Origin of the sequence: uncultured Sphingomonas sp., from assembly GCF_964235535.1 — a bacterium.
Classification (GTDB): Bacteria; Pseudomonadota; Alphaproteobacteria; order Sphingomonadales; family Sphingomonadaceae; genus Sphingomonas.
This window is the reverse complement of record NZ_CAXSBH010000058.1, coordinates 1-17,346: the sequence shown is the minus strand read 5'-3', so window position 1 is coordinate 17,346 and position 17,346 is coordinate 1. Positions and strand designations below refer to the sequence as shown.

17 protein-coding genes are annotated in these 17,346 nt (G+C 66.4%); 11 read left to right on the top strand and 6 right to left on the bottom strand.

All coding sequences use genetic code 11. The features are described from left to right. Positions 1-205: 205 nt before the first annotated feature. The 4 genes from ACFE7F_RS13890 to ACFE7F_RS13875 form a co-directional block, all read right to left on the bottom strand. The gene (locus ACFE7F_RS13890) at positions 206-610 is read right to left on the bottom strand and encodes a YybH family protein (protein ID WP_375404445.1); all 405 of its coding nucleotides are present in this window, start codon (positions 608-610) and stop codon (positions 206-208) included. Next, positions 607-1,458: an amidohydrolase family protein gene (locus ACFE7F_RS13885; RefSeq protein ID WP_375404444.1), complete on the bottom strand. Its 852-nt coding sequence runs from the start codon at positions 1,456-1,458 to the stop codon at positions 607-609. The genes ACFE7F_RS13890 and ACFE7F_RS13885 overlap by 4 nt, the downstream gene beginning before the upstream one ends. A 101-nt stretch (positions 1,459-1,559) precedes the next feature. After that, positions 1,560-1,880, bottom strand: a complete 321-nt coding sequence (locus tag ACFE7F_RS13880) for a hypothetical protein (protein WP_375404443.1) — start codon at positions 1,878-1,880, stop codon at positions 1,560-1,562. A 3-nt stretch (positions 1,881-1,883) separates the two neighbouring features. Beyond that, positions 1,884-2,519, bottom strand: coding sequence for a VOC family protein (locus ACFE7F_RS13875; RefSeq protein WP_375404442.1), 636 nt, complete (start codon positions 2,517-2,519; stop codon positions 1,884-1,886). Positions 2,520-2,646: 127 nt separating this feature from the next. Between ACFE7F_RS13875 and ACFE7F_RS13870 the strand changes: the two genes are divergently transcribed. From ACFE7F_RS13870 to ACFE7F_RS13820, 11 genes are all read left to right on the top strand, one after another. After that, on the top strand, positions 2,647-3,567 hold the full coding sequence (locus ACFE7F_RS13870; RefSeq protein ID WP_375404441.1) for a LysR family transcriptional regulator: 921 nt from the start codon (positions 2,647-2,649) through the stop codon (positions 3,565-3,567). 139 nt (positions 3,568-3,706) lie between these two features. Continuing rightward, positions 3,707-5,335, top strand: coding sequence for a GMC family oxidoreductase (locus tag ACFE7F_RS13865; RefSeq protein WP_375404440.1), 1,629 nt, complete (start codon positions 3,707-3,709; stop codon positions 5,333-5,335). Next, complete coding sequence (locus ACFE7F_RS13860) at positions 5,332-6,831, top strand: aldehyde dehydrogenase (protein WP_375404439.1); 1,500 nt, start codon at positions 5,332-5,334, stop codon at positions 6,829-6,831. The genes ACFE7F_RS13865 and ACFE7F_RS13860 overlap by 4 nt, the downstream gene beginning before the upstream one ends. Positions 6,832-6,833: 2 nt before the next feature. Next, positions 6,834-7,706: a MaoC family dehydratase N-terminal domain-containing protein gene (locus tag ACFE7F_RS13855; protein ID WP_375404438.1), complete on the top strand. Its 873-nt coding sequence runs from the start codon at positions 6,834-6,836 to the stop codon at positions 7,704-7,706. Next, positions 7,703-8,188 (top strand): MaoC family dehydratase, encoded by a 486-nt coding sequence (locus ACFE7F_RS13850; protein ID WP_375404437.1) that lies wholly within the window; start codon positions 7,703-7,705, stop codon positions 8,186-8,188. Before ACFE7F_RS13855 ends, ACFE7F_RS13850 begins: the two co-directional genes overlap by 4 nt. Continuing rightward, a complete protein-coding gene (locus ACFE7F_RS13845) occupies positions 8,185-9,420 on the top strand; it encodes a CoA transferase (RefSeq protein WP_375404436.1) in 1,236 nt (411 codons plus the stop codon). The genes ACFE7F_RS13850 and ACFE7F_RS13845 overlap by 4 nt, the downstream gene beginning before the upstream one ends. Before the next feature lie 43 nt (positions 9,421-9,463). Then, on the top strand, positions 9,464-10,717 hold the full coding sequence (locus ACFE7F_RS13840) for a hypothetical protein (protein ID WP_375404435.1): 1,254 nt from the start codon (positions 9,464-9,466) through the stop codon (positions 10,715-10,717). Between the two features lie 55 nt (positions 10,718-10,772). Continuing rightward, on the top strand, positions 10,773-11,654 hold the full coding sequence (locus tag ACFE7F_RS13835; RefSeq protein WP_375404434.1) for a fumarylacetoacetate hydrolase family protein: 882 nt from the start codon (positions 10,773-10,775) through the stop codon (positions 11,652-11,654). Positions 11,655-11,724: 70 nt separating this feature from the next. Then, positions 11,725-12,234 (top strand): flavin reductase family protein, encoded by a 510-nt coding sequence (locus ACFE7F_RS13830; protein WP_375404433.1) that lies wholly within the window; start codon positions 11,725-11,727, stop codon positions 12,232-12,234. 21 nt (positions 12,235-12,255) lie between these two features. Then, on the top strand, positions 12,256-14,598 hold the full coding sequence (locus tag ACFE7F_RS13825; RefSeq protein WP_375404446.1) for a transketolase: 2,343 nt from the start codon (positions 12,256-12,258) through the stop codon (positions 14,596-14,598). Between the two features lie 6 nt (positions 14,599-14,604). Then, positions 14,605-15,837 (top strand): 2-oxo acid dehydrogenase subunit E2, encoded by a 1,233-nt coding sequence (locus ACFE7F_RS13820; protein WP_375404432.1) that lies wholly within the window; start codon positions 14,605-14,607, stop codon positions 15,835-15,837. A gap of 115 nt (positions 15,838-15,952) precedes the next feature. Here the strand turns inward: ACFE7F_RS13820 and ACFE7F_RS13815 are convergent, their stop codons facing one another. Beyond that, entirely contained in the window at positions 15,953-16,243 is a 291-nt protein-coding gene (locus tag ACFE7F_RS13815; RefSeq protein WP_375404431.1) for a hypothetical protein, read from the bottom strand. 186 nt (positions 16,244-16,429) lie between these two features. Continuing rightward, a complete protein-coding gene (locus tag ACFE7F_RS13810; protein WP_375404430.1) occupies positions 16,430-17,083 on the bottom strand; it encodes a LysR family transcriptional regulator substrate-binding protein in 654 nt (217 codons plus the stop codon). Positions 17,084-17,346 lie beyond the last annotated feature (263 nt).

Genomic DNA, 17,346 nt, shown 5'->3' with positions numbered 1-17,346 from the left:
CACCTGTGGCTTGCCGATCACATCACCCGCAAGGCGGGTAAGACCAGACGCTTACGATGGAACCGATCACCAACGGCTTTGACGGTCGATGCGCATCCGACCGGTCCTGTGGGCGAACGGCACGGCAATATCGCGGCCGGGTAGAACGGCGGGGCGCTCCGCGCTTGGTCCTCAGCGCCCGACGGCGCGGGAGCGCGTGGAACCGTCAGTGGCCGGATCGGACGGGCATGGGCGATGCATGGTGCGTCGCGATCTTCCACCGTCCCGCCGAACGCACCAAGACGTGTGTCATGCGATAGGGAAGCGCCGTCAGCCCGTCCGGCCCGGACGTGTAGAAAGTGACCTCACCGGTCGCCGCGAGCGCGTCGGTGCCGAGCGCGACGACATGCGGCGTGTCGTAATCCGCCCTCACATAGGATGGCGGCAGCACGTTGAAGTAGGTCCGCACCCCTGCCGGATCGGTGTATAGCGTCGCCGTGGACCCGTAAAAGGCGGTCTCGTCGGCGTAGAGGCCGCTCAGACGTGGCAGGTTCCTTGTTTCGAATGCGTCTTTCCATTCGCGTTGGACGGCAACGGCGATGGCTGTCAGATCGGCGGCGGAAGCGGTCACAGGCGATAGGTCCGGCATGCGTTCGTGTAGAAGATTGCACCGCGTTCGGTCGGACCGAATTGGTCGAGCGCATCGTTGACCACGGCGACCCAGTCCCGGTAACCGATATAGGTGCCATCGACCGGGTAATTGCTGGCGAACAGAGCGCGGTCAGGCCCGAAGATGTCGACGGTTTCTCGGATGATTGGGAGGAGCGACTCCCGGCTCCATTCATGGTCCATGATGACGAGCGCGGAAAGTTTGACGACCGTGTTGGGAAGGGTCGCCATTTTTGCCATTCCAGTCCGCCAGAGCGCCATGCCGTCCGGCGATCGGTCGATCGGGAAACCGCAATGCTGGATGATCAGCGGCACCCCCGGATGCTGGGCCGCCAGAGCGTAGCTGTCTTCCAGCTGATGGGGGAAGATCTGCAGGTCGAACGACATGCCGAAGCGATCGAGAAGCGCGTATCCCCGCTGCCATGCAGGGTCCGTAAGGTAATCCGGACGGTCCGCCATCGAGTAGAAGCGGTCGGGGTGCCAGTTGATCGAATGCCGGATGCCGCGATGGTTGGGGTAGGCGGCATGCGCCTCCAGCACCTGCTCGACCTTGGAATCGTCGAGACGAGCGAAGGCGACGATCCCGTCCGGCTTCCCATCGGCGTCAGCGACCGATTGCAGCCAAGCCGTTTCCTCCGACGGGTCGTCGACGCCCATATGCCCCTGCATATGGACCGCCTTCTCGACACTGAGCGGTCCGGCGATGGCCATCAGGTCGGAGGGCAGAAACGGCCTGAACGCGGACGAGGTATCGCCGGAGAAATGTTGGTGATCGCGCCTCGCTTTCATGAACGGGTAGCTGAAGGCCACGGGATCCCAAAAGTGGACGTGACTATCCGCGATCCGTGGCGGCGGCTCGTTCAGGCTTTCAACTCTCCGCGCGTTCCAGACCGTGGGCGTCCCGGAAGAGCTCAAAGGACTTCGCAATCTATGTGGCTGAGTTGCCCGTCGAACAGCGGTGGGACCTTCGCCCCTACGCCAGACCGTAGGGCAAGCCGTTCCGCGGACGCCAGCATCAGATCGATCCCGTCCCGGTCGTCGAATTCGACCAGCAACTGGCAGACGATCTTCGGCGCGTTCTCCTCGGGCCGCATCGGCCATAGTGCCCGGACGCTGCGTACCCCGGGCAGCCCTTGCAGCGCCGGCACCATCTCCCCGTCGATCACGGCCCGGAATTCATGTTTACGACCGGGCTTCACCTCACCGATCCAATAGGCCGATCTGATCCACATTGGTCAGGCCTCCGCCGGCTGCGGTCGGTAGGGCGTCATGCGCCTGGACACCCGTTCGCGCCAGTTCGCGTACGGCTCGAACCCGTCGCTCACCTCGCACAACGCTTTAGTGTCGGCCAGGATTCGATCGACCGGCTGGCTAAAATCGAGCGGCTCGAGGAACGGCTGCTTGATGTACCATTCGCTGTCGACGAAGAACTCCAGGTTGTTGCCTTCGGGATCGTGCGCGTACACGCTCCAGGCAATCCCGTGATTGGCGGGAAACAGACCGTCGCAGCCCTCGGCGACGAGGCGCTCGTGCATGTCGCGCAGATCGTCCAACGAGGCCATCTTAAACGAGATCTGGTTGATGCTGGCGCCGTACTGGGCGTTGGCGACGTTGGCCGGCAGCGCGTTAGGGCGGCCGGTCGCCAGCACAATCTGATGGTGGTCCATGGGATCGCGGGATAGGAAGGTCAGCCGCATCCCGCCGGCATGGCCGTAATCGGTAACGGTGAAGCCGAGCACGCGCGTGTAGAACGCCTCCATCCGATCGATGTTGAGTACGCTAAGCCCCATGTGGCTGAAGACCAGATTGGGTGCGGGCGGCGTCCGTGCGGATGCCCCGGCGGCACCCGCGAACTCGGTCGTCGTCGTCACATGCACTCTCCCATCGGTCCGACCATTCCTTTTCGGGGAGGTAATCCGGTTTGTGCCTTCTCACAAATCGGATTATGCCACCGATTGATCGTGTTCGACAATCAACGGGATCTTCATGCGGCCCATCATGAACATCAATCTGAAGCTGCTGCAGGGCTTTCTGCTCGTCGCTGAGCATAGCAGTTTCCGGTCGGCGGCGCTCGCGGCCAACCGGTCGCAATCGGCCATCAGCACGCAAATCAAGCAGTTGGAGGAACAGCTGGGTGTTACGCTGTTCCACCGGACGACGCGGTCCGTGCGCCTGACGGACGAGGGCGCACAGCTGATCGACAGCGTTCGGCGCGCGCTGCACGAGATCGAGTCGGGCTTGCGCAAGATCGGGGAGCTGGTCGATCTGCGCTCCGGGCACGTGTCGCTCGGTTGCTCGCCGACGGTGGCGGGTACGAAACTGCCATTCATCCTTGCCGACTTCGGCCGCAGCTATCCGGACGTGAAGCTCTTCGTCCAGGAACTGACGTCCGATGCGCTCTATCAGAGCATCAGACAACGCGAGGTCGATTTCGGCATCGGCCCGCCTTGCGACGAGCCCGACCTGATCTGCCGCACCTTTCTGGAGGAGGAACTCTACGCGCTCGTGCCCCAGCACCTGTACAATGCGCAGGCACCTACAATACCCTTGTGCGATCTAGTGCGCATGCCCGTGCTGCTGCTCAACCCGGCCACCGCGCTGCGCTCCATCATCGAGCAGACCGTGATGGAGCAGGGCCTGTCCTTGTCGACCAACTACCAATTCAGACAAACCCAGACGCTGATCACCGCGGCGACGGCCGGGCTCGGAACGGCGATCCTGCCCAAGATCGCCGTGCCCGAACGGGTCACCCCCGATCTGCAGGTGCTCCGGATCGTTGATCCCGTGATGACCCGCAGCATCGGCATCATCTCGCTGCGGGGCTATGCGCTGTCGCCCGCGGCGACCAAGCTAGCGGCGATGGTGCCGCGGATCGCTGGCCCGCCAACAGACCGGCGGAGCCGGCGCGCAGTCGGATAGGTCGTCGACTGTCCCGCTGGACCGATCAATCAGCGCGATAATGAGATTTGTCGAAGAGAGGCCTACCGTCTAACCGATGGGCATGACCGGAAAGTCGGCGAGGTGGCGAACCGGCCCGAGTACGGACCGTTGAGGATCAATGCTGGATTACCTGATCATAGGGGCTGGATCGGCCGGCTGCGTGCTCGCCAACCGCCTGACCGCCGACGGGGCCAGCAACGTGCTCCTGCTCGAGGCGGGCGGTCGCAGCCGCAATCCCTGGATGCGAATCCCGGCCGGTACCGCGCAGCTTTATGCCGACGCCAAGGTCAACTGGTGCTACCAGACCGCGCCGGAGCCGGGCCTGAACGAGCGACGTATTTATTGCCCACGCGGCAAGACGCTGGGCGGCAGCAGCGCTATCAACGGCTTCGTCTACATGCGCGGCGTGCCGGGCGACTATGACGCGTGGCGGCAGAGCGGGGCCGTCGGCTGGTCATGGGACGAGGTGCTGCGCTACTTCAAGCGAAGCGAGCATCAGGAGCGTGGCGGCGACGCGTTCCACGGAGCCGACGGCGAGCTCCATGTCAGCGACGTTGTCGAACCGCACCCCGCGTCGCGCGCCTTCGTGGCTTCGGGTAACGCGATCGGCCTGCCGCTCAATCCGGACTTCAACGGCGCGTCACAGGACGGGATCGGGTATGTCCAATACACCATCCGTCGCGGCGAACGGCATTCGACGGCGAGCGCTTTTCTCGATCCGGCGCGCGGACGGCCGAACCTTTCGATCGAGACAGGCGCGCATGTGCGCCGCATCCTGGTCGAGCGCGGCCGGGCGGTCGGCGTCGAGTTCGACCAGGGCGGAAGAACGCGCGTCCTGCGGGCACGGGAGATCATCCTGTCCGCCGGGGCGATCGGGTCGCCCCACATCCTGCTTCTGTCCGGCATCGGTCCCGGCGAGGAACTACGGGCGCACGGCCTGCCGGTCGTGCATCACAGCCACGGGGTCGGGCGCAATCTCCAGGATCATGTCTATTCGCACTATCTGTCGCGCGTCACGCCCGACTTCTCGATCAACCGGTTGATCCTGAACGCCGCCAGCCCCTGGACGTCGTGGCGCCTCCTGCCGCACGTGCTGCGCTACGCCTGGGGACGGACGGGCTTGCTGACCAACGCCGCCGCGCAGGTCGCCGCCTTCGCGCGGTCGGGGCCCCATGTGGACTCGCCGGACCTCCAAATCCAGTTCCGGCCGTTCAGCATGGTGATCACGCCCGAGGGCAGGTTCGTCGCTGAATCGCACCCCGCCGTCACGGCGTCAGTCAGCCACATCCGGCCGCAGTCGCGCGGGAGCCTGACGCTCGCGACCGCCGATCCCTTCGCCGCGCCCGCCATCCTGTTCAACTACCTTCAGGCGGCCGAGGACCAGCGCGCGATGATCGAGGGGGTCAGGATCATCCGGCGGATCTTCGCGAGCGAGCCGCTCGCCGGCCACGTCGCTGGCGAGGCGCTGCCCGGTGCCGACAAGCGGTCGGACGCCGAGCTGCTCGCCTATCTGCGCCAGCATGCGCAGGCTATGTACCATCCGGTGGGCAGCTGCAGGATGGGGATCGACGACGAGGCCGTGGTCGATCCCAGGCTCCACGTGCGCGGGGTGGCGGGTCTGCGGGTCGTGGACGCGTCGATCATGCCCTCGATCGTGTCGGGCAACACGAACGCCCCCACGATCATGATCGCGGAAAAGGCCGCCGACATGATCCACGAGGACGCCGTCCGGGCGCTCGCGGCATGACCATAGCAGGGAACGAGGCGATGCAGGATTTCCTGATGCTGATTGACGGGCAGTGGGTTCCCGCCGCGTCCGGCGAGACCTTCGAGTCGATCGACCCCTATACCGGCGAGGCCTGGGCGCGGCTGCCGCGCGGCGGTGCCCAGGACGCCGACCGGGCGGTCGCGGCGGCCGACCGGGCCGGTGCCGGGGCGTGGGGCGCGATGACCGCGACCGCGCGCGGCCACATCCTGCGCCGCTTTGGCGATCTCATCGCCGCCAACGCAGACCGTCTCGCGCGCATTGAGGTTCGGGACAACGGCAAGCTGTTGGCCGAGATGAGCACGCAGGTGTCGTACGTCCCGCAATGGTTCTATTATTACGCTGGCCTCGCCGACAAGGTTCAAGGAGCGGTGATCCCGATCGACAAGGCGAACACCTTTAATTTCACCAAGCACGAGCCGCTGGGTGTCTGCGTCGCGATCACCGCCTGGAACTCGCCCCTGCTACTGGCCGCCTACAAGCTCGCGCCCGGGCTCGCGGCAGGCAACACCTTCGTTCTCAAACCGTCGGAATTCACCTCGGCGTCCGCGCTCGAGCTCGGACGGCTGGCGGGCGAGGCGGGCTTGCCCCCGGGCGTCCTGAACGTCGTAACCGGCTTTGGCGCGGAGATCGGGGAGCCGCTGGTCGCCCATCCCAAGGTGGCCAAGATAGCGTTCACCGGCAGCGAGGGGGGCGGGCAGCGCGTTGCCGAGACCGCCGCCCGGGGCTTCAAGCGCGTCACGCTGGAACTCGGTGGCAAGTCGCCCAACATCGTCTTCGCCGACGCCGATCTCGACAACGCGGTGAAGGGGGTCGTCTCCGGCTTCATGTCCGCCACCGGCCAGACCTGCGTGGCCGGCTCGCGCCTGCTTGTCGAGCGCTCGATCCACGACGCGTTCGTCGAACGGGTGGTTGGTTATGCCCGGACGGCGCGGATCGGCGACCCGATGGAGCCGGGCACTCAGGTCGGACCGGTCACCACCCGCCCGCAGTACGACAAGATCCTGCACTACATCGACGTCGCCCGGCGGGACGGTGCAACCTGCGTGCTCGGCGGGCGCCCATGGCCGGGCGCGACGGCGAGCGGCGGGCTGTTCGTCGAGCCGACTATCTTCACCGGCGTCACCAACGACATGCGCATCGCGCAGGAGGAGGTGTTCGGCCCCGTCCTCGCCTGCATCCCGTTTGACGACGAGGACGACGCGGTCGCGATCGCCAACGACAGCGCCTACGGCCTTGCCGCCGGGATCTGGACCCGCGACATGGGCCGCGCGTTGCGCATGAGCGACCGGATCAAGTCGGGGATCGTGTGGGTCAACATGTACCGCGCGGTCAGCTACATGTCGCCGTTCGGCGGCTACAAGCGCTCCGGGCTCGGTTACGAGAACGGGATGGACGCGGTGCGCGACTACGTCCGCACCAAGAGCGTTTGGATCAACACCTCCGACGAAACCCCCGATCCGTTCGTGCTCGGCTAGCCATGTCGGACGCCGCCACCTACGCCTCGGATGCCTTCGACCTCGATCGGCTCCGCGCGCATGTCGGCCACCGCGCCGAGGCAACTGACCGGATCGACACGTCGACCGTGCTTCTGCTCGACGATGTGACCGGCGCCGGCTCCCCGGGCGAGCCGCGCGACGGCGACGTCGCGCCGCTCGGGATCCACTGGTGCATCGCGCTGCCGGGCGTGCCGTTGTCCGGCCTGCAGGATGACGGCCATCCGTCGGCGGACCATACGATCCTGCCACGGATCCCGGGCGCGCGCCGGATGTGGGCGGCGGGTACGCTGTCGTGGAAAACTCCCCTTCATGTCGGGGATGTCGTGACCCGGCGCTCGGTCGTGACCGACATCGCTGTCAAGTCTGGCCGCTCCGGCCCGCTCTGCTTCGTGACCGTGGCGCACAGCTACGAGGTCGGCGACCATGTCGCGGTCGAGGAACGGCAAGACATTGTCTTCAGGACGACGACGGCCGCAACACCGCCGACGCTCGCCCCGTCCGCGCCCGGCCAACCGGGAACGTTCGTCTTTACGATCGTCGCCGATCCAGTTCGGCTGTTTCGATATTCGGCGCTGACCGGCAATGCGCACCGCATCCATTACGATCATCCGTATGCGACCGGCGCGGAGGGCTATCCGGGGCTCGTGGTGCATGGCCCGTTCCAGGCGACGATGCTGATGCAGGCGGCTGCCCGGCGCGGGCGGGTAGGCCGTTTCGCCTACCGCGCGGTCGCGCCGCTTTTTTCCGGCGAGAGGATAACGGTGATGGAGGAAGCCGACGGAGCCGCGTTCTGGACGACAGGGGCCGACGGTCGTCCGGGCATGCGGGCCGACGTGGAATGGGCCGGATCGTGACGGCGTTTTGGGACGCCCCCGTCCGGCGCGGCCGCTTCCTCGACGATTTTCTCGTCGGCGACGTGTACGATCATTGGCCCGGCCGGACGATCACGGAGGCGGACAACATCCAGTTCAGCCTCCTGACGATGAACAGGCATCCGCTGCATTGCGACAGCCACTTCGCCGCAGGCACCGAGTTCGGCAGGCCGCTCGTCAATAGCGGGCTGACGCTCGCGATCGTGCTGGGCATGACGGTCGACGACGTCAGCCTCAACGCGGTCGCCAATCTGGGCTGGAAGGAGGTTGCACTGACCGCGCCAGTCTTTCCGAGCGACACGGTCTATGCGCGCTCGGAGGTGCTGGAGGTCAGGCCCAGCCGCAAACGACCGACCCAGGGGATCGTGACGACCCGCACCGACGCTTTCAAGCAATGCGGGACGCGCTTCATGACGTTCGAGCGATCCTGCCTTGTTCCTAGACGCGACGCGGTCAGGACATGACCTACTCGCTGCTTTCGGGCGTCCGCATCGTCGAAAGCTCGGCGTTCATCGCGGCGCCCCTGTGCGGCCTGACGCTCGCGCAATACGGCGCCGACGTGATCCGGTTCGACATGATCGGCGGCGGGATCGACTATCGCCGGCTGCCGATCGCGCCGGCCGGGCGCAGCGTCTACTGGACCAGCCTGAACAAGGCCAAGCGCTCGATCGCGATCGACGCCCGCAGACCCGAAGGCCGCGAGCTTCTCCAGGCGCTCGTCACCGCGCCGGGGTCGGGCGGGGGCATCCTCCTGTCCAACATCCCCGCCGGGTTTCTCGCGCACGACACTCTGGCGACGATGCGGCCCGATCTGATCAGCTGCCTCATCGAAGGAAATTTCGACGGTTCGACCGCAGTCGATTATACGGTCAACTGCGCCACGGGTTATCCGATGATCACCGGGCACGGGTCGCCCGACCGGCCTGTCAACCAGGCGCTGCCCGCCTGGGACGTGGCGTGCGCCTATCAGGCGGCGTTCGGCCTAATGCTTGCGATCCACCGGCGGAGCGTGACGGGGCAGGGCCAGGCGCTGCGCCTGGCGCTCTCGGACGTGGCGTTCGGCGTCCTGTCGCATCTGGGGCTGCTGACGGAGGCGTCGCTGGCCATGCCGCCGCGCCAGGCGATCGGGAACGACATATACGGTGCCTTCGGCCGAGACTTCGCGACGGTAGACGGCCGACGCGTCATGGTCGCGGCGATCTCGTCACGCCAATGGCAGGCGCTGGTCGAGGCCTGCGCGATCGGGCCGGCCGTGGCTGCGCTGGAGGGGGCGCTCCGCGTCGACTTTGCCTCGGAGGCCGTCCGCTTCGACTATCGCGAGGTCATCGCGGCGCTGGTTAAACCCTGGATCGCGGGCCGATCACTTGGCGAGGTGGCGGAAACGTTCGATCGCCTGTCGGTCTGTTGGGGGTCGTTCCAGTCGGTCGCCGAGCTGGTGGCCATGGATCGGCGCGCCTCGGAGCTCAATCCGTTGTTCACCCGCATCGACACGCCCGGGGTCGGGATGCACCTCGCGGCGGGGGCGACGATCCGCTTGGCCGATGTTGAACGCGCGGATACGGAGCCCGCGCCGCTGCTCGGACAACATACCGACGACATACTCGGGGACGTGCTCGGCCTCGCCGACGGTCAGATCGGCCGATTGCACGACGCGGGCATCGTGGCCGGGCCCGCGCGGGACTTGCTCAATTCATAGAATAACGCATATTGTCCAACTTGAACGACCTACGGAGATTAAGATGTCGAATCTAGCGGTCTTGTTTCCCAAGCAGGCGCATTCAGACGAGACTATCCTCGAGCCGCACACCATGACTGGCGACTGGCTGGATCCCGCGGAGGTGCGCTCGCTCACCGTCGAGCAGGTGTTGGCCCGGGTCGAGGCGCTCAGGCCGCTGATCGCCGACAACGCCCGCAAGGCAGAGCTGCTGCGGCACCCGGTCGACGAGGTGTGGGCGGCAATCCGCGCCACCGGCATCTTTTATCTGTTCGTGCCTAAAAAGTATGGCGGGATGGAAGCCGGGGGCCTGCAAGCGTTGACCGATGCGGTTGTCTCGATTGGCGAGAGCTGCACCTCGACCGCTTGGTGCACCTGCTTCTCGATCTATCACCAATGGACGATGATGCAGTTCACCGAAAAGTTCCAGCAGGAGATCTGGGGCGAGCTGCCTTATTTCACCTCGGCGGGCTCGGGCGGACCGACCGGAACGGCGACGCGGGTCGAGGGCGGTTTTCGCCTGTCGGGCCGATGGAAATGGGCGTCAGGCGTCATGCACGCCGAATGGATCAACACGGCCGCGATGGTGGAGGAGGACGGCCGCATGACGCCCTACTTCTTCTTCGTGCCAGTGACGGACGCAACGATCCTAGACACCTGGTATGTCGACGGGATGGTCGGCACCGGCAGCCACGATTACACGATCGACGACATCTTCGTGCCCGAGCATCGCTCGATCGAGATGGGCAAGCTGACGAGCGGCCAGCTGCATCACGACAACCCGTTCTACCGCATGCCGATGGCCCCTGCTTTTGCGTTGACGGTCCTGGCGCCGGGCTTGGGCGCGGCGCGCGGCGCAGTGGCGCGGTACCGCGAGCGTCTGAAGACGAGCGGTCCCGGCGGCGGGCCGACGGACAAGCAGATCCAGCTCGCTACGCTCGGCACCGCCGAGACGCAGGTTCAAGTCGCCGAGCTCATCACTCGCGAGGCCACCCGGGAACTCGAGCACCTGGGCGGCCAGGACACGCCGATGACGCTCGAGGACCGCGTCCGGCTACGCACGCGTTACGCCTACGCGCTCGATCTGTGCCGGACCGCGCTGCGTGCGCTGAACGACGAGGGCGGCTCCTCGGCCCACTATCTTTCCAATCCGGCCCAGCGCGCGACCCGCGACGTCACGACGCTGTCCACCCACGCGATCGTCGACAAGTCGCCGACGATGGAGCTCCAGGGCCGCATCTCGGTGGGTCTGCCCTCGAATGCGCCCTGGTTCCGATGAGCGCGGACGAACCGCGCAAGCCGGGTTCCCCGACGTCGCGGCAGGGTATCCGGCGATGAGGCTCGTCCGTTTTCTGCGCGATGGCCGCGCCGTCTTGGGCGCGGTCGGCGAAGGGGGGATCGTGCCGCTCGACGGCTTGGGCTTCGGGGGCATGTCGGAGGTGATCGTGGGCGGCGACGCCGCCCTCGGCCGAATCCGCGACCATCTCGCGGACGCGACGCCCGAGATCGCGGTCGCGGGCGCCCCTCTCCTGGCGCCGCTTGAGCGACCGGGGAAGTATCTCGCTATCGGCATGAACTACCGCGACCATGCGAAGGAGGCGCAGAAGCTCGGCATCGACGTTCCCGACCATCAGCTGTGGTTCAACAAGCAGACCACCTGCATCTCCGGTCCGTTCGACGACATCGATCCGGGCGTGACCGAGAAGCTGGATTATGAGGTCGAGCTCGGCGTGGTGATCGGCCGCCGCGCCAAGCATGTCGCCGAGGCGAATGCGCGACCTTACGTCTTCGGCTATCTCGTCGCCAACGACGTGTCCGCGCGGGACTGGCAGTTTCACTCGCAGACCTTCACAATGGGCAAGTCGTTCGACACGCACGGCCCGATCGGTCCCTGGATCGTCACGGCGGACGAGATCGACGATCCGCACGATCTCGCCATCCGCTGCTTCGTGAATGGCGAGCTGCGACAGGACAGCAATACGAGCCGGCTGATCCACAACATCTGGGCGCAGATCGCCTATCTCTCGACCGCCTTCACGCTGGAGCCGGGGGACCTGATCGCCACGGGCACGCCCGAAGGCGTCGGGATCGCCCTCGACCCGCCGTTGTTCCTGTCGGAGGGCGATGTCGTGCGGTGCGAGATCGACGGGATAGGCGCGATCGTGAACAAGGTGGCGCGGCCAGCTCCGGTCGCGGCCGGCGGCCGGGCGGCGTAGGGCGATGGCGAGCGTCGCCGCCGGACACTCGGATGATGGATGCCCGCCCGTCAAAGGCGGCGTCACACAATTGCGACCCTTCGACGCCGCCGCTTTTCGGCGCGTGCTCGGGCACTACCCGACCGGCGTCTGCGTCGTCACGGCCATGACGGACGACGGGCCGACCGGGATGGTCGTGGGATCCTTCACCTCCGCGTCGCTCGAGCCGCCGCTGGTGGCTTTTCTCCCGGATCGGCGCTCGACGACCTGGTCGCGGATCGAGGGTGTCGGGCGCTTCTGCGTCAACATCCTGGCGAGCGAACAGCATGCTGTCTGCGACGCCTTGGCCAAACGCGGCGGAGACAAGTTCCGCGGCATATCCCATCGGCTATCCGCGAACGGGTCACCGATACTAGACAGCGTCGTGGCGTGGATCGACTGCGAAGTGCAGGCCGTCCACGACGCGGGCGATCACCTGTTCGTGCTCGGCCGGGTGATCGATCTTGAGGTCGAGCAACCGCAGTCGCCACTGATATTCTTCCAGGGCGGCTATGGCGGGTTCCTCGGGATCGTCCGCGAGGCGACTGCGCCGGTCCGTTAATAAGGAAGCATCATGGACACGATGGAGCTGGCGCAAACCGACACGATCGCGAAGCTGGGGGCGCTGGACACGAGGCTTCGGTGGCTGTCCTCCTGGACCATCCACAACGCCAACCACCTCCGCGACAGCCGCGACGGTCTGAAGGTGGGCGGACACCAAGCGTCGTGCGCGTCGATAACGGCGATCATGGCGGTGCTATATTTCCATGCCCTGCGCCCGAACGACAAGGTTGCGGTCAAGCCGCATGCCGGGCCGGTCCTGCACGCAATCCACTACCTGCTCGGGCAGCAGACGCTGGATCAACTCCAGCGCTTTCGGGGCCTGGGGGGCGCGCAGAGCTACCCCTCGCGCACCAAAGACAGGATCCCGGTCGACTTCTCGACGGGGTCGGTAGGACTGGGCGTCGCGGTGACCGCCTTCGCGAGCCTAGTGCAGGATTACCTCGTCGCCCACGGGGCGCTCGCCGAGGCGGACACCGGCCGCATGATCGCACTAATGGGCGATGCCGAACTCGACGAGGGCAACATCTACGAGGCCCTGATCGAGGGCTACAAGCACGACATCCGCAACTGCTGGTGGATCGTCGACTACAACCGCCAATCGCTCGACCATACGACCGCGGACCGCATGTTCCGCAGGTTCGACGACATCTTCGAGACCTGCGGCTGGCGGGTGGTCACGCTCAAATACGGCAAGAGGCAGCTCCAGGCATTCGGCAAGCCCGGCGGCCGTTCTCTGCAGGAATGGATTGATAATTGCTCCAACGCGGACTTCGCGGCGCTGACCTACCAGGGCGGCGCGGCGTGGCGGACCAGGCTCGTGGCCGAGATTGGCGAGAGACCGAACGTGACGGCGCTGCTCGCCGCCTATGACGACGACACGCTGGCCGCGTTGATGACCAATCTCGGCGGCCACTGCATCGAGACGCTAGTCGAGGCGTTCGACGGCGCGCAGGACCAGCAGCCGACCTTGTTCATCGCCTACACGATCAAGGGGTTCGGCCTGCCGTTCGCTGGCCACAAGGACAATCACGCGGGCCTGATGAACCCCGGCCAGATCAACGCGCTACGCCGCAGCCTCGACATTCCGCAGGGCGGGGAATGGGCACCCTGGGGCGGCCTGGGGGACAATGCGGCGGCGACGCTGAAGGCGTTCGTAGAAGCCTCGCCCATGGCGCGGCGGCGCATGGACCCCGCCGCGACGCTGGTGCCGGTGCCCGATCGGCTGCCCGTGCCGGAAGGGGCGGAGCAGTCCACCCAGGCCGCGTTCGGGCGCATCCTGCTCGACCTCGCCAAGTCGGCGGACGAGAAGGCCCAGGCGCTCGCCAACCGCATCGTCACCACCTCGCCGGACGTGACCGTCTCGACCAACCTCGGCGCCTTCGTCAACCAGCGCGGGTTGTTCCGGCGTAGCGCCTTCACCGACGTGTTCGCCGGCGCGAAGATCCCGTCCGCGCAGAAATGGTCGGGCCATGCCGCCGGTCAGCACATGGAGCTCGGGATTGCCGAACATAACCTTTTCTTAATGCTGGCGGCGCTGGGCTTGTCCGGGCCGCTGTTCGGGTCGCGGCTGATGCCGATCGGGACCGTGTACGATCCGTTCATCGCGCGCGGCCTCGATGCGCTCAACTACGCCTGCTACCAGGATGCGCGCTTCCTGCTGGTGGCGACGCCGTCGGGTGTGACGCTAGGCCCCGAGGGAGGTGCCCACCAATCGATCAACTCGCCGCTGATCGGCATCGGTCAGCCGGGCCTCACCTATTTCGAGCCCGCCTTCGCCGACGAGCTTGCGCTCGTCATGCGCTGGGCCTTCGATCACATGCAGGCGGAGCAGGGCGGGTCCGTCTATCTGCGGCTCACCACCCGCGCGATCCGTCAGGTCGACCGGGACGACGGCGAATGGGAAGCCGACGCGCTCAAGGGCGGTTACTGGCTGAAACGCCCGATCGACGGCGCGGAGGCGGCGATCGTGTTCACAGGTGCGATCGCGCCCGAGGTCCTCCTCGCGTGGGAAACGCTGAGCGAAGACATCCCGGGTCTGGGCCTGCTCAACGCGACGTCGCCGGACCTGCTCCACCGCGGCTGGTCCGCACGTCACGCGGGCCGTTGGACTGAAGGCGGCGCGGGCGAGAGCCATGTCGAGGCGCTGCTCGCACCGCTCGCGGCCGGCGCGGGCTTAGTCACCATCATCGACGGCTCGCCGTCGGCGCTCTCCTGGCTGGGCGGCGTGCGCGGTCAACGGGTAAGCCCGCTGGGGGTGGACCGGTTCGGCCAGACCGGCGACCTCATCGATCTCTACGACACCTACCGGCTGGGCACCGACTCGATCATCGACGCGGCAGCCGAACTGTTTCTCGGGGCCTGAGCCCGGATGCCGATCGAACTGAGGATGCCGGCGCTCTCGCCGACGATGGAGCAGGGCACGCTGGCCAGATGGCTGGTCGGGGTTGGCGATCTGGTGACACCCGGCGATCTCATCGCCGAGATCGAGACCGACAAGGCGACGATGGAGTTCGAGGCTGTTGACGAGGGCCGGGTTGCGATCCTGGTCGTCCAGGAAGGCACCGATGACATTCCGGTCGGCACGGTCATTGCCATGCTTGAAGACGCCGGAAACGATCGCGGGCATGCTGGTGTCGCGGCATCGGTCGAGCCCGTCCAGGCCGGAACTCCGCCAATCTTGGAGACCGCGCCCGCGCCGGTCCGGTCGCCGTTGCCGCCGACCACGGCGGCCCGCGTCCCCGCGCGACCGCGCCCGGCGAACAAGGACGTAAGCCCGCTTGCCGCGCGTATTGCTAAGGCGCGTGGCCTTGATCTCGCCACCATCGACGGCAGCGGCCCGAACGGTCGCATAGTGACGGCCGATCTTGGACCGGTGCCTATGATGCGATATACCGCGCCGACCACGGTTGTGGCAGCCGCGTCGCTCGAGACGTCAATACATGCTGCGCCGGCAGACATCCCGTACGGAACGGGCGACTTGCTGGGCGTTCGCGAACCCGTCACGCCGCGCCCCACGCCCGCGATGCAGGCCACGCCGCATTTCCATCTTTCGATCGACTGCCGCATCAACGCGATGCTCGATTTATGCGCCAGACTCAACGCCTCGTCCGTAATCGAGCTGTCGGTGGACGATTTGCTCATCAAGGCGCTCGCGCTCGCGCTGGAGGAGGTTCCGGAGGCGAATGTGGGGTTCGCAAGTGACAGGTTGCATCGGTTCGGCCGCGTCGACGTGTCGGTGGCGGTCGAGGAAGAGCTCGCAGGTCCGGTGATCGTGGACGCTGCTTCCAAGCGCCTGTCGGTGATCGCGCGCGAGAGGCGGCTTGCGCCTGGGCGGGACGGGGATGGAACGGTTGCGATCTCGAACTTGGGCGCTTTCGGGATCGAACGGGTCTTTCCGGCGCTCGACGGGTCTCAGGCAATGATCCTGGGCGTCGGCGCGCCGTGGCCGCCGGTCCGTGCCGGCGACGGCCAGGCGGCGGGCGCGACGATGCTCACGGCGACCGCCGGTTTCGACCGCCGCGTGATTGGCGCGGCCGTGGCCGCGAGGGTTATGTCCGCGCTGCGCTCGCTGGTCGAGGAACCGATCAGGCTGATCGCTTGAACAGGCGGAAGGTCCATGCGGAGTCGATGGCCGTCTCCCGGAGGCGACGCGGAGCCCGCGCCGACGCACACTCGGGCGTGTGCCCGACGGTCGGGTCCTCGGCGCACCGGAGATGCTAAGGCTCCGGTCTATGACGCCTGCCCTGCCCGGCCTGATCGACGCGAGGCGGTTGCTTGATCGAGGCTGGCCGACCGGATCGGCCGCGATCTTCGACCGCGATCGCGCTTGCGTACTCGGCATGGTTTTTGGGTTGATGATCGATATCTGCCTTAGCCCGCTTGGGATGATCCCGGCGATCTGCAGCGCCGATGGTGGCATCTCGGCCGAGTTGCTCTTCCATGTTTCTCTGATGCCGGTCGCGCATGTTGGGATGGTCATGGGTGCCGTCGCCTGCGCCGACCGGCACCGGAACGAACGTCCGGTCGGGCCAATCTTCTTCGCAGGGCTGCTCGGGCGTTTAGGAATGATGATCGGGATCGAGGCATCCTCGATCCTGCTCTTCACGCGATTGACTGATCCGGTCTTAATGATGGGCGCGATGGCGGTCCTCATGCTCGTTGCCGGTTACCTGCCCGGTTGCGAAGCGGCAACATCAAGGGTGCCGTGTGAACGCCCCGAGCACCGTCCTGACGGCCGAAACGAGCGGGGACGGCTCCGATCCCCATGTTTCGGCTTGCTTTCCGAACACCAGGCCGATGCGCCGGCGGTGATCGAAACCGGTCATCTTCGCAAAGACGATCGCCTCGTGACGGTAGGAGGCGGGCATGATCGTGATGCCGAGACCGGCGGCGACCATGTCCAGGACGCGGCCGTCATTGGTCGAGCGATAGGCGAAGCGCGGCCGGACGCCGCGATCGGTGAAGTGCCGGCTCGTCTCGGCCAGCGCCTCGCAATGTCGCCGGACGATCATGACCTCGTCGGCGAGCGCCTCGCCCGCGATCATCAGTCGCCCGGTAAGGCGGTGGCCCCGGGAAAAGGCGACCGCGTATCCTTCATCGAACAGCTCCTCCTCCAGGAAACGATCGCCGCCGTGACCGACGGTCGTGAGCGCGACATCGATTCGTCCGCGGGCCAGAAGGCCGAGCAGTTCACGCTCGGTTCCTTCCAGCACCTCGATCCGCGTCGAACGTTCCTGGTCGAGGGTCGCTCGGATCGCCGCCGCGATGATCGCGTTCGGGATGCTGCGCAGGACCCCGATTTTCAGCAGCGAAGTCCGAGGGTCGCTCGCCGCGGCTTGCCGGGCCAAGCTGAACTCGCGTTGGATGCGACGGGCGTGGACAAGGAAACGCGCGCCGGCCTCCGTCCGAGCAAAAGGATCGACATATGAGCTCAATGCATCATCGTGCCGGCTCGTGACGTCGCCGGTTCTCGAATCCAAACTTTCGCCTGAGAGCGAGCAGTTCCGCGCCAACGCGGTACATAACCGCGCGTTGGTCGACGCCTTGCGCGTGGACGTCGCCCGGTTCGCTCTGGGCGGGAACGAGAAGTCGCGGGAGCGGCATACCTCGC